The organism is Amycolatopsis granulosa (assembly GCF_011758745.1).
Lineage (GTDB): Bacteria > Actinomycetota > Actinomycetes > Mycobacteriales > Pseudonocardiaceae > Amycolatopsis_E > Amycolatopsis_E granulosa.
Map to the genome: position 1 here is coordinate 5021513 of NZ_JAANOV010000001.1, position 12000 is coordinate 5033512.

Below are 12000 nucleotides of genomic sequence, written 5' to 3' on the forward strand. Positions count from 1 at the left end.
TCAGAGCAACGAGGGCTGGGGTCGCGGAGGTGTGATGGGGTCACGCACGGGAACGCCGACGGTACCGGGCACCGCCGCGCTCAGTCAGGTCGGCCGCCTGTCCACACTGGCCTGGGAGGTGCTGCGCGCCATCCCGCGCCGGCCGTTCCAGTTCCGCGAGTGGATCCTGCAGTGCTGGTTCTTCGCCAGCGTCACCATCCTGCCGACCGCGCTCGTCGCGATCCCGTTCGGCGCGGTGATCGCGCTGCAGCTCGGATCGCTGACCCAGCAGATCGGCGCCCAGTCGTTCACCGGCGCGGCCAGCGCACTCGCCATCGTGCAGCAGGCCGCGCCGCTGATCACCGCCCTGCTCGTCGCCGGCGCCGGCGGAAGCGCCGTCTGCGCGGATATCGGGGCGCGCAAGATCCGCGAGGAGATCGACGCGATGGAGGTGCTCGGGGTCAACCCGGTCCAGCGCCTGATCGTGCCGCGCGTGCTCGCCGCGATCGTCGTGTCGGTGCTGCTCAACGGCCTGGTCAGCGTGGTGGGCGTGCTCGGCGGCTACTTCTTCAACGTCGTCCTGCAGGGCGGCACCCCGGGTGCGTACCTGGCGAGCTTCAACGCGCTGGCGCAGCTGCCCGACCTCTACGTCAGCGAGATCAAGGCCGTGCTGTACGGGTTCGTCGCCGGGGTCGTGGCCGCTTACCGGGGGCTCAACCCGGCCGGCGGGCCGAAGGGTGTCGGCGACGCGGTGAACCAGGCCGTGGTCATCACGTTCCTGCTGCTGTTCCTCATCAACGTCGTGCTGACCGCCATCTACCTGCGGATCGTTCCGCCGAAGGCGCTGTGATGACCGCGGAGACACTGGAACCCCGGCCGGGGGTGCCCGACCGGACGCTCGAGATGATCGCGCGGCCCGGCGCGATCCTGGAGGGACTGGGCAGCCAGCTCTCCTTCTACGTCCGCGCGCTGGCATGGGCGCCGCGCACGCTTCGCCGCTACCGCAGGGAAACGCTGCGCCTGCTGACCGAGGTCTGCTTCGGCACCGGCGGCCTCGCGGTGATCGGCGGGACACTCGGCGTGATGATCGGCATGACGCTGTTCACCGGTCTCATCGTCGGCCTGCAGGGGTACGCGGCGCTCAACCAGCTCGGCACGGCCGCGCTCACCGGGTTCATCTCGGCCTACTTCAACACGCGGGAGGTGGCGCCGCTGGCCGCCGGGCTCGCGCTGTCGGCGACCGTGGGCTGCGGCTTCACCGCGCAGCTCGGCGCGATGCGGATCTCCGAGGAGATCGACGCGCTCGAGGTGATGGCGGTGCCCAGCCTGCCCTACCTGGTCACCACCCGGGTGCTGGCCGGGCTGGGCGCGGTGATCCCGCTGTACGCGGTCGGCCTGCTCTCGTCCTACCTCGCCTCCCGGCAGGTCACGGTGTGGCTCTACGGCCAGTCCGCGGGCACCTACGACCACTACTTCGGGCTGTTCCTGCCGCCCGAGGACGTGCTGTGGTCGTTCGGCAAGGTGATCGTGTTCAGCGTGCTGGTGATCCTGTCGCACTGCTACTACGGCTTCACCGCGAGCGGCGGCCCGGCCGGTGTCGGCGTGGCCGTGGGCCGCGCGGTGCGGACGTCGATCGTGCTGATCTCGGTGCTCGACTTCTTCCTCAGCCTGGCCGTGTGGGGCGCGACCACGACGGTGAGGATCGCCGGATGAGACGGGCGGTGCTGCTACGGCGGCTGGGGTACCAGGTGCTCGGCCTGGTGTTCCTCGTCGTGTGCGGGCTGTTCTTCGCCACCACCATCGCCGCCTACCACCAGGAGTTCACGCCGGTCGCCCTGGTGCGGCTGGAGACCGACCACATCGGCAACCAGCTGCGGAAGGGTTCCGACGTCAAGATCCGCGGCGTCGTGGTGGGCGAGGTGCGCGCCGTCGAGGCGTTCGGCGACCACGCGGCGCTCCAGCTCGCGCTCGACCCGGCCCAGCTGGACGTGATCCCGGCCAACGTGTCGGCGCGGCTGCTGCCCAAGACCCTGTTCGGTGAGCGTTACGTGGCCCTGCAGATCCCGCCCGGCCCGGTGCCGCGGCACCTCGCGGCCGGTGACGTCATCCCGCAGGACCGCAGCAGCTCCGCCATCGAGCTGGAACAGGTGCTGGACAACGTCATGCCGCTGCTGCAGGCCGTCCAGCCGCAGAAGCTGGCGAGCACCCTCGGCGCGGTCTCCACCGCGCTCGACGGCCGGGGCGGGCAGCTCGGCGCCACGCTGGTGCACCTGTCCGAGTACCTGGGCGGGCTGAACCCGTCGCTGCCGGACATCAAGGCCGACATCACCGGGCTGGCCAACGTGGCCGACACCTACAACCGGGCCGCGCCGGACCTCCTGCAGGCGCTGGCCGACCTGACCACGACCACGAAGACCCTGGTGGACGAACAGCAGACGCTGGCCCAGGTGTGGGCGACGGTGACCACCGCGAGCGACGACCTGGACGGCTTCCTGCGCGTCAACCAGGCAAACCTGATCCGTCTCACCGTCACCTCACAGTCCACTCTGGACGTTCTGGCCAAGTACGCGCCGGAGTACCCGTGCCTGCTCCAGCAGCTCGCCGACGCGGTGCCGCGCGCGTACCAGGCGTTCGGGTACGGCACCGACCGGATGAACCACGTGACCATCCGGTTCGTCGCCGACCGCACCAAGTACGAGCCGGGCCGGGACGAGCCGGCCTACCTCGACAAGCGCGGCCCGCGCTGTTACCCGATGGTGCTGCCGCCCGGCCGGTGGCCGCAGTACCCGCCCGGCGGCCCGGTCCAGGACGGGTCCACCCACCCGCCGGCCGGTCCCGGCGCGAGCGTGCCCTTGCCCAGCAACGGGATCATCGCGAGCGGCTCGTCCACCACCTCCTCGATCGCCAACTCGGCGGCCGAGCAGGACCTGATCGCGGCGCTCGTGTCCCCGGCCGCGCCGCAGGACGTGCCGGGCTGGGCGAGCCTGCTCGCCGGACCGCTCTACCGCGGGGCGGAGGTGGAGGTCCGGTGAGGGGGTTCCTTCCGGCGCTGATCAAGATCAGCGTGTTCGCGGCCGTGACGGTCCTGCTCACCGGGATCCTCGGCGCGACCATCGCGAACACGAACTTCGGCGTCACCGACACCTACACCGCCCGGTTCACCGACGCCTCCGGGCTGCACGAGGGTGACGACGTGCGGATCGCCGGCGTCAAGGTCGGGCAGGTCGACGGCATCACGGTCACCCAGGACGGCGACACCAGCTACGCCGACGCGCACTTCACCGTGCAGTCGGCCTACCGGCTGCCCGGCGCGGTGACCGCCACGGTGAAGTACCGCAACCTGGTCGGCCAGCGGTACCTGTCGCTGGGCACCACCGTCCCGGGCGAGGACCAGCTGCCCGCCGGCGGCATGATCCCGCCCGAGCGCACCCAGCCCGCGCTGAACCTCACCGTGCTGTTCAACGGGTTCAAACCGCTGTTCGCCGCGCTGGACCCGCAGCAGGTCAACCAGCTCTCCTACGAGATCATCCAGGTGTTCCAGGGTGAGGGCGGCACCATCGAAAGCCTGCTGTCGCACACCGCCTCGCTCACCCGCACCATCGCCGGGCGCGACCAGGTGATCGGCCAGGTCATCGGGAACCTCAACACCGTGCTCACCACGGTCAACGACCACGGCCCGCAGCTGTCCGAGCTGATCAGCCAGACCCAGCAGCTGGTGTCCGGCCTGGCCGCGCAGCGCGACCCGATCGGGGACGCGGTGGCGGCGCTGGGCGAGCTCACCGACGCCACCGCCGGCCTGCTCGCCGACGCGCGCCCACCGGTGCAGCAGGACATCGCCGCGCTCGGCACGCTGTCCGGCACGCTCGCCGATTCCGGGCAGCTGATCGACGAGCTGCTCAAGAAGCTGCCCGGCAACCTGGAGAAGTTCACCCGGACCCTGAGCTACGGCGGCTGGTACAACTACTACCTCTGCAACTTGACCGGGACCATCGGCATCACCTCGCTGAACATCACGCTGCCGATGCTCCCCCTCCCGGCGACCGAGCTTCCGGGCAGGTGCCGGTGATGAAGCCGCTCAAGGACCGCAACCAGGCCGCCGTCGGCGCGGTGACGCTGGTGCTCGTCGTCCTGGTGACACTGGTGTCCTACTTCTCCGACCAGCTGCCGCTGCTCGGCACCGGGACCACCTACCAGGCGTACTTCGCCGAGTCCGCGGGGCTCGCCCCGGACAACGAGGTCCAGGTGGCCGGGGTGAAGGTCGGCAAGGTCACCGGTGTGTCGCTGGCCGGGAAGCAGGTGCTGGTCAGGTTCACGGTGGAGCGCACCAGGGTCGGCGACGCGTCCACCGCCTCCATCGAGATCAAGACGTTGCTGGGGGAGAAGTACCTGGCGCTGAAACCCCGGGGCCGCGGCGCGCAGGACCCGGCCGAGCCGATCCCGGTCGAGCGGACCACCACGCCGTTCCAGCTGCAGGACGCGTTCCAGCAGCTGACCGCCACCGTGGGCGAGATCGACACCACACAGCTCGCGCGCAGCTTCGAGGCGGTCGCCGATGCGCTCAAGGACACCCCCCAACCGCTGCGGGACACGCTGTCCGGCCTGTCCGCGCTGTCGCGCACGGTGTCCGCACGCGACCAGGAGCTCGCGAACCTGCTCGCCGGCACCCGCCAGGTGTCGCAGACACTCGCCGGCCGCAACGCGCAGCTCACCGCGATCATCACCGACGGCAACCTGCTGCTCGGCGAGCTCCAGCGGCGCCGCGACGCGATCAAGGCGCTGCTCACCGGCACGCAGCAGCTCGCGGCCCAGCTGTCCGGCCTGGTCGCCGACAACCGGGCGCGGCTGCGGCCGACGCTGGACCGGCTCGGCGAGGTCACCACGATCCTGCAGAACAACCAGGACAACCTGAACCGCAGCCTGGCGCTGCTCGCGCCGTTCACCCGCGTCGGCGCGAACGCGACCGGCAACGGGCGCTGGTTCGAGGGCTACATCTGCGGCCTGCTGCCACCGGTGATCAAGGCCGGCGGGCTGTCGGTCAACCCGGAGGGCTGCACGCCGCCGCTGTCGGCGCCGGACCAGGGAGTGGGGGGCCGATGACGCTGGACAGCCACGCCGCACGTGGTGCCTACCGCTGGGTCGCGGCCGGGTGCGTGGCCGCGCTGCTGGTGACCGCCGGGCTGTACCTGGCGCTGCGGGACACCGGCGGCACCCGCATCTCCGCGTTGTTCGACAAGACCGTCGGGCTCTACGCCGGATCGTCGGTGCGCGTGCTCGGCGTGCCGGTCGGTGAGATCACCGGGGTCACGCCGGAAGGCGCAGTCGTGCGGGTCGACATGCGGATCGACGGGGACGTGCGGATCCCGGCCGGTGCGGGTGCCGTCGTCGTCGCGCCCAGCCTGGTCAGCGACCGGTACGTGCAGCTCACCCCGGCCTACGACAGCGGAGCGGTGATGGCGCCGGGCACCGTGATCCCGCAGGACCACACCGCGACGCCGATGGAGCTGGACGACCTCTACGGCACCCTGGACAAGCTGTCCACCGGCCTCGGCCCGGACGGAGCCAACGCGCACGGCGCGCTGGCCAACCTGCTGAACACCGCGGCCGCCAACCTCGACGGCAACGGCCTGAACCTGAACAGCACCGTCACCGAGCTGGCGAACCTCTCGCGCACGCTGGACGACTCCAAGGACGACCTGTTCGCCACCGTGCGCAACCTCCAGTCGTTCACCACCACGCTCGCCGGCAGCGACGCGCAGCTCGACGAGTTCTACCGGCGGCTCGGCGACGTCACCGGTTTCCTCGCCGCCGACTCCGGCGACGTCAGCGCCGCGCTCGCCGCGCTCGGCTCCTCGCTGGGGGACGTGCAGAGCTTCGTCGCCGAGAACAAGGACCTGCTGACGTCCAATGTGGACAAGCTGGCGAGCATCACGCAGGTGCTGGTGGACCAGCGGGCGGCACTGGCCGAAGTGCTCGACGTCGGCCCGACCGGCATGACCAACTTCATCAACTCCTACGACGCGGCCTCCGGCAGCATCGCCATCCGCTACAACGCCAACGAGTTCACCAATCCGCTGATCACCACGCTGTGCCGGCTGATCAAGGCATCCACCCCGGTCGGGCTGCCGACCACGGTGAGCGACGTGTGCCAGGCGATCGCGCCGGTGGTGGAGGGCATCGCGAAGGTGCCGTCGATCCCGCAGCTGCTCGCCGACATCGGCAGCGGCAAGCTGCCGCCGCTGCCTCTGCTGCCGCTGGTCGACATCCCGGAGGCCGGCCGATGAAACGGCTCACCGGGCTGCTCGCCGGGGTGCTGCTGCTCGTGGCCGGCTGCGGGCCGGCCGGGTTCTCCGGGCTGTACCACACGCCGCTGCCGGGCGGCGCGGACCTCGGCGACCACCCGTACCGGATCACCGCCCGGTTCACCGACGTGCTCGACCTGGTGCCGCAGGCCGCGGTGAAGGTCAACGACGTACCGATCGGCCGGGTCGACGTGATCGAGCTGGCGCCGGACACCAGGTCGGCGGTCGTCACCATGAGCCTCAACGGCGACGTGCGGATGCCGGAGAACTCCTTCGCCCAGCTGCGCCAGTCCAGCCTGCTGGGCGAGAAGTTCGTCGAGCTCGCCGAACCGGCCGGGCAGCCGGCCGCCGGGCCGCTGCGCGAGGGCTCGGTGATCCCGCTGGACCGCACCAACCGCAACCCGGAGGTCGAAGAGGTCCTCGGCGCGTTGTCGCTGCTGCTCAACGGTGGCGGGATCAACCAGCTGGCGGACATCACGCGGGAGCTCAACCACGCGCTCACCGGCAACGAGGCGGAGATCCGGGCGCTGCTGGCACGGGTGGACGAGATCGCGACCGAGCTGGACGGGCAGAAGTCGGAGATCATCCGCGCCATCGACGGGCTCAACCGGCTGTCCGGCACGCTCGTCGCGCAGACCGCGAACCTCACCACGGCGCTGACCGATCTGGCGCCCGGCATGGCCGTGGTGACCCGGCAGCGGGACCAGCTCGTCGGAATGCTGCAGTCGCTCGACCGGCTGTCCGGGGTGGCGGTGGACACGATCAACGCCAGCCGCGAGTCGCTCGTGGCGGACCTGCGAGCGCTCGCGCCCACACTGTCCAAACTGGCCGAAGCGGGCACGAACCTGCCGGAGGCCCTGAAGATCCTGCCGACCTACCCGCTGCCGGACGTCGCCGGGGACGTGGTCAAGGGTGACTACGCGAACGTCTCCGCGCGCCTGGACCTCAACCTGGACGCGATCTTCGAAAACATCGCGAACTCCGGGCACCTCCCGGTCATCCAGCTGCCCAAGAACACCGGGAGCATCCCGTCGTCATCGGCCGCGGCGCCGCCACTGCCGATCCCGCCGCCGGCCGCGCAGGCGGCCCCGTCCGAGCAGCAGCAGGCCGGCCTGCTGACCGGGCTCGGCGGCCTGCTCGGCACCCTGCTGGGAGGCACGCCGTGATCACCCGCAAGCACCGGATCCAGCTGATGGCGTTCCTGCTGATCGCGCTCGCCTCGGTCGGCTACGCCGGCGGCCAGTACGCGGGCCTGGACCGGCTGTTCGGCACCAGCGGCTACCGGGTGACCGCGAACCTGACCGAGTCCGGCGGCATCTTCGCCGGCGCCGAGGTCACCTACCGCGGTGTCGCGGTCGGCCGGGTGAGCACGCTGCACCTGACCGACGAGGGGGTCGCCGTCGACCTGGACATCACCTCCGGTGACAAGATCCCGTCGGACACCCGGGCCGTGGTCGCGACGCGGTCGGCGGTGGGGGAGCAGTACGTCGACCTGCGTCCCCAGCACCAGGACGGGCCGTACCTCGCGGACGGGTCGGTGATCACCAGCGACCGCACCGCGATCCCGGTGTCGCCGGACACCGTGCTGGCCGACCTGGACCGCCTGGTGTCCAGTGTGGACACGCGGTCGCTGCGGACGGTGGTGGACGAGACCTACGACGCGTTCGCCGGCAGCGGCCCCGACCTGCAGCAGCTGCTCGACACCGCGAACTCCGTCACCGCCGCCGCGACGGAGAACCTGCCGCAGACCACGAGGCTGCTCGCCGACGGGCGGGTCGTCCTGGACACGCAGCAGCGGCAGGCCGGCACCATCACCGCGATGGCGGCCGGGCTGCGCACCATCGCCGACCGGCTCAAGGGCGCCGACCCCGACCTGCGCAAGGTCATCGAGACCACGCCCGGGCTCGCGCGGGACCTGGACACGATCCTCGCGACCTCCGGTACCGACCTCGGGGTCCTGGTCGCCAACCTGCTCACCACCGCGCAGATCACCTCGGTGCGCACCGACGCGATCGAGGAGCTGCTGGTCGCCTACCCGGTGATCTCCGCGTTCACGAGGTCGGTGTGGTCCAACGGTGAGGGCCACCTCGGGCTCGTGCTGAACTTCTTCGACCCGCACTCGTGCACCAAGGGCTACGAGACCACCCGGGAACGCCCGGCCAGCGACACCACCGACGTCCCGGCCAACACGCAGGCGTACTGCGCCGAGCCGCCGGGCAGCCCGACCGGGGTGCGCGGCGCGCAGAACGCGCCGTACGCGGGCAGGCCGGTGAACCCGGCCACGGCGTCGCACCCGGCGCCGGCGGCGCCCGCGCAGGGGACGCGGCTGCCCGGCGTGCTGGGGCTGGCCGCGGGGACCGCGAGCACGCTCGGGCAACTGCTGGGGCTGCCGGGATGAGCCGGATCCCGCGCGTGCTGGGCGCACTGGCGGTGGTCGCGGTGCTGGCGGTGCTGGCCGCGGCGTGGTCCGGGTGGAGCTGGTGGCGCGCCGCATCCGACGACGGAGCGGTGCGGGCACGCGACCGGGACACGGTGGCCGCCGCCGCGGGTGACGCGCTGGTGGCGCTCAACACGATCGACTACCGGGACGCCGACGCCGCGTTCGACCGGTGGATCGCGGTGACGAGCGGTCAGCTGGGCACCTCGCTCAGCGGTGACCGGCAGGCGCAGGTGGCGCGGGCGACGGCGGCGAAACTGGTCGCGACCGCGTCGCTGCGGCAGATCGCGGTGACGCAGCTGGCCGGCGATTCGGCACGGGTGATCGCGGTGCTGGACGTCTCGATCGCCGCGAACGGCGCCGCGCCGCAGCCGGGCCGCAGCCGTCTGACGGCGGACGTGGCGCGAGCCGGCGGGACGTGGCGCATCACCTCGGTGCAGGCGGCCGGATGAGGCCACGGGTCGCGACCTGGGTGTCGGTGCTCACCGCGGTGATCGTGCTGGCCGGCGGGTTCGCCGGGTGGGCCGCCGTGCAGGCCGGCCGGTGGCACCCGGCGAACCAGGCGCTGGCGGATACCACCGCCACCGGTGAGGTGGCGGAGCAGATCAGCGCCGCGCTGAAGGCGGTGTTCTCCTACGACTACGGCAACCTGGCCCGCACGGAGCGCGCCGCGGCCGCGGTCCTGGTGGACGGGGCGGTGGCCCAGTACCGGGACACGTTCGCCGCCGCCGGGCAGCAGGCGTCCGCGCAGAAGCTCATCCGCACCACCACGGTGTCCGCGCTGGGGGTGCAGGACCTGCGCGGGGACACCGCCCGGGTGCTGGCGTTCCTGGACCAGCAGACCCTGGCCACGACGACCGGGCAGCAGACGTCCTCCTCGGCCGCGGTGTCGGTGACGGCCCGGAGGGTGGACGGCGCGTGGAAGATCGCCGCGCTCGACCCGCAGTAACGGCGCGGCTACTTCTGGTACAGGCCCTCGATGAACCCGGCGTAGTTCTTCGTCACCACGTTGCGCTTGAGCTTCAGGCTCGGCGTGATCTCGCCGCCCGCCTCGCTGAAGTCCTTGTCCAGGATGACGAACTTCTTGATCGCCTCGGCGTGTGAGACCTGCTTGTTCGCCTCGTCCACCGCGCCCTGCACGGCGGCGAGCAGGTCCGGGTCCTGCGCCAGGTCCGCGACCGTGGCGCCGGCCGGCTTGCCGTTCTGCTGCTTCCAGGACGGGAAGAACTCCTCGTCGATCGTCACCAGCGCGGCGATGAACGGGCGCTGGTCGCCGACCACCATGGCCTGGCTGATCAGCGGGTGGGCGCGCATGGTGTCCTCGAGGCCGGACGGCGCGACGTTCTTGCCGCCCGCCGTCACGATGATCTCCTTCTTGCGCCCGGTGATCCGCAGGAACCCGTCGCGGTCGAGCTCGCCGAGGTCGCCGGTGTGGAACCAGCCGTCCTCCAGCGCCTCCTTCGTCGCGGTCTCGTTGTTGAAGTAGGCGCCGAACACCACGTCACCCTTGAGCAGCACCTCGCCGTCGTCGGCGATGCGCACCGAGGTGCCGGCCACCGGGCGGCCCACCGTGCCGACCCGGAACGCGTCCTGGGTGTTGACGTTGGCCGCCGCGGAGGTTTCGGTCAGCCCGTACCCCTCGAACACCGGCACGCCGATGCCGCGGAAGAAGTGCGCCAGCCGCGCGCCCAGCGGCGCCCCGCCGGACACCGCGGCGATGCACCGGCCGCCCAGCGCGGCCCGCAGCTTGCCGTAGACCAGCTTGTCGAACAGGAAGTGCTGCGCCTTCAGCGCCAGGCCCGTACCGCCGGAATCCTGCGCCTCGCTGTAGGACACGGCGACCTGCTCGGCCGCGTCGAAGATCTTGCCCTTGCCCTCGGAGTGCGCTTTCTGCTTCGCGCCGTTGTAGACCTTCTCGAACACGCGCGGCACGGCCACCACGAACGTCGGCCGGAACGTGCCGAGGTCGGCGACCAGGTTCTTCACGTCCGGGGTGTGCCCGAGCGTGACGCGCGCGGTGAACGCGGTGACCGCGATCGCCCTGGCCAGCACGTGCGCCAGCGGCAGGAAGCACAGCAGCGAGTTGCCCTGCTCCATCAGCTGCGGGAACGCGTTGATGTCGGCGCGGATCTCGGCGAGCAGGTTGCGGTGGGTCAGCTCGACGCCCTTGGGGCGGCCGGTGGTGCCGGAGGTGTACACGATGGTGGCCAGATCGCCGGCCCGCACCGCGCGGCGCCGGTCGTGCACGGTGTCGTCGGCCACCTCGGCGCCCAGCGTGGTCAGCTCGTCCACGGCGGGACGGCCGGCCTCGATCTGCCAGGTGTAGCGCAGCTCCGGCAGCCGGTCGCGGACCTCGTCGACGGCGGCCAGGTGCTCGCCGGTTTCCACGAACACACCCTTGGCGCCGGAGTCGGACAGGATCCAGGCGACCTGCTCCGGCGAGGACGTGTCGTAGATCGGCACGGTCACCGCGCCCGCCGCCCAGATCGCGAAGTCGATCAGCGTCCACTCGTAGCGGGTCTTGGACATCAGCCCGACCCGGTCACCGCGCTCGATCCCAGCCTCGACCAGGCCCTTCGCCACCCCGATGACCTGCGCGGCGAACTCGCGGGCGGTGATGTCCAGCCACGAGCCGTCCACCTGACGCCGGAAGCTGATCACGTCGGGGAAGCGCTCGGCGTTCGCCCACACGATGTCGGCGAGGTTCTCGTCGTCGGCAACCGGCTGCACTGCCGGGGCGCTGTACTCGCGCACGGTGGACCTCCGTGGTTCAAGGGTGTTACTCGCCAGTCACAACTTAGCGTCGGTGACACCTTACGACCAAGGGGGCGGGCCACCGGCACCTCGGGGCGTGACATCCTGCTGGGCGTGAGCACGCTCAACGGTGCGCCGCCTGGCATCGACGTCGTCGACGAGACCTTCCTCGCGGTACCGCCCGGCACGGTGGCCGCGGTGTTCGCCGACCCCAGGGCGTGGCGGCGGTACTGGCCGGACCTGGTGCTGGAGGTCTACACCGACCGCGGCGACGAGGGCCTGCGCTGGACCGTGCGGGGTGCCCTGGTCGGCACCATGGAGGTCTGGCTCGAGGGCGCGCTCGACGGCACCCTGCTGCACTACTTCCTCCGGGCCAGTCCGCAGGTGCCGATGAACCCGCGGCAGCTGCGCCGCGAGTTCGACCGGCGTGCCCGCGCGGCGAAGGCCGTGGCGCTGGGACTGAAGGAGATCCTGGAGGACGGCCGGGAGCCCGGTGTCCCCCCGGCGGGTTCTCCGCGTCGCTAAACTGGG

At 71.5% G+C, this 12000-nt stretch carries 12 protein-coding genes; 11 read left to right on the forward strand and 1 reads right to left on the reverse strand.

Annotated elements, in window-relative coordinates; all coding sequences use genetic code 11:
• The first annotated feature begins 34 nt into the window (after positions 1–34).
• Genes FHX45_RS24625 through FHX45_RS24670 form a run of 10 tightly spaced genes read left to right on the forward strand, consistent with a single transcriptional unit; the run spans position 35 to position 9664 of the window.
• On the forward strand, positions 35–829 hold the full coding sequence (locus FHX45_RS24625) for an MlaE family ABC transporter permease (protein WP_167106554.1): 795 nt from the start codon (positions 35–37) through the stop codon (positions 827–829).
• The gene (locus FHX45_RS24630; protein WP_167106558.1) at positions 829–1692 is read left to right on the forward strand and encodes an MlaE family ABC transporter permease; all 864 of its coding nucleotides are present in this window, start codon (positions 829–831) and stop codon (positions 1690–1692) included. The genes FHX45_RS24625 and FHX45_RS24630 overlap by 1 nt, the downstream gene beginning before the upstream one ends.
• Entirely contained in the window at positions 1689–3011 is a 1323-nt protein-coding gene (locus FHX45_RS24635) for an MCE family protein (RefSeq protein WP_167106561.1), read from the forward strand. Before FHX45_RS24630 ends, FHX45_RS24635 begins: the two co-directional genes overlap by 4 nt.
• Positions 3008–4045, forward strand: coding sequence for an MCE family protein (locus FHX45_RS24640; protein WP_167106565.1), 1038 nt, complete (start codon positions 3008–3010; stop codon positions 4043–4045). The genes FHX45_RS24635 and FHX45_RS24640 overlap by 4 nt, the downstream gene beginning before the upstream one ends.
• On the forward strand, positions 4045–5076 hold the full coding sequence (locus tag FHX45_RS24645; protein WP_167106568.1) for an MCE family protein: 1032 nt from the start codon (positions 4045–4047) through the stop codon (positions 5074–5076). The genes FHX45_RS24640 and FHX45_RS24645 overlap by 1 nt, the downstream gene beginning before the upstream one ends.
• Entirely contained in the window at positions 5073–6260 is a 1188-nt protein-coding gene (locus tag FHX45_RS24650; protein WP_167106571.1) for an MCE family protein, read from the forward strand. Before FHX45_RS24645 ends, FHX45_RS24650 begins: the two co-directional genes overlap by 4 nt.
• Positions 6257–7444, forward strand: a complete 1188-nt coding sequence (locus tag FHX45_RS24655) for an MCE family protein (protein WP_167106574.1) — start codon at positions 6257–6259, stop codon at positions 7442–7444. Before FHX45_RS24650 ends, FHX45_RS24655 begins: the two co-directional genes overlap by 4 nt.
• Positions 7441–8676, forward strand: a complete 1236-nt coding sequence (locus tag FHX45_RS24660; RefSeq protein ID WP_167106577.1) for an MCE family protein — start codon at positions 7441–7443, stop codon at positions 8674–8676. The genes FHX45_RS24655 and FHX45_RS24660 overlap by 4 nt, the downstream gene beginning before the upstream one ends.
• Positions 8673–9167, forward strand: coding sequence for a hypothetical protein (locus FHX45_RS24665; RefSeq protein ID WP_167106580.1), 495 nt, complete (start codon positions 8673–8675; stop codon positions 9165–9167). The genes FHX45_RS24660 and FHX45_RS24665 overlap by 4 nt, the downstream gene beginning before the upstream one ends.
• Complete coding sequence (locus FHX45_RS24670) at positions 9164–9664, forward strand: nuclear transport factor 2 family protein (protein WP_167106583.1); 501 nt, start codon at positions 9164–9166, stop codon at positions 9662–9664. Before FHX45_RS24665 ends, FHX45_RS24670 begins: the two co-directional genes overlap by 4 nt.
• An 8-nt stretch (positions 9665–9672) precedes the next feature.
• Here FHX45_RS24670 and FHX45_RS24675 read toward each other — a convergent pair whose 3' ends face one another.
• Positions 9673–11469: an AMP-binding protein gene (locus tag FHX45_RS24675; RefSeq protein WP_167106586.1), complete on the reverse strand. Its 1797-nt coding sequence runs from the start codon at positions 11467–11469 to the stop codon at positions 9673–9675.
• A gap of 114 nt (positions 11470–11583) precedes the next feature.
• Between FHX45_RS24675 and FHX45_RS24680 the strand changes: the two genes are divergently transcribed.
• Positions 11584–11994: a polyketide cyclase / dehydrase and lipid transport gene (locus FHX45_RS24680; RefSeq protein ID WP_167106589.1), complete on the forward strand. Its 411-nt coding sequence runs from the start codon at positions 11584–11586 to the stop codon at positions 11992–11994.
• The last annotated feature ends 6 nt before the right edge of the window (positions 11995–12000 follow it).

Excerpts from the sequence above, each read along its gene's own strand:
- FHX45_RS24625 (WP_167106554.1), top strand. The coding sequence starts at position 35 with ATGGGGTCACGCACGGGAACGCCGACGGTACCGGGCACCGCCGCGCTC.
- FHX45_RS24630 (WP_167106558.1), top strand. The coding sequence starts at position 829 with ATGACCGCGGAGACACTGGAACCCCGGCCGGGGGTGCCCGACCGGACG.
- FHX45_RS24635 (WP_167106561.1), top strand. The coding sequence starts at position 1,689 with ATGAGACGGGCGGTGCTGCTACGGCGGCTGGGGTACCAGGTGCTCGGC.
- FHX45_RS24645 (WP_167106568.1), top strand. The coding sequence starts at position 4,045 with ATGAAGCCGCTCAAGGACCGCAACCAGGCCGCCGTCGGCGCGGTGACG.
- FHX45_RS24650 (WP_167106571.1), top strand. The coding sequence starts at position 5,073 with ATGACGCTGGACAGCCACGCCGCACGTGGTGCCTACCGCTGGGTCGCG.
- FHX45_RS24655 (WP_167106574.1), top strand. The coding sequence starts at position 6,257 with ATGAAACGGCTCACCGGGCTGCTCGCCGGGGTGCTGCTGCTCGTGGCC.
- FHX45_RS24665 (WP_167106580.1), top strand. The coding sequence starts at position 8,673 with ATGAGCCGGATCCCGCGCGTGCTGGGCGCACTGGCGGTGGTCGCGGTG.
- FHX45_RS24670 (WP_167106583.1), top strand. The coding sequence starts at position 9,164 with ATGAGGCCACGGGTCGCGACCTGGGTGTCGGTGCTCACCGCGGTGATC.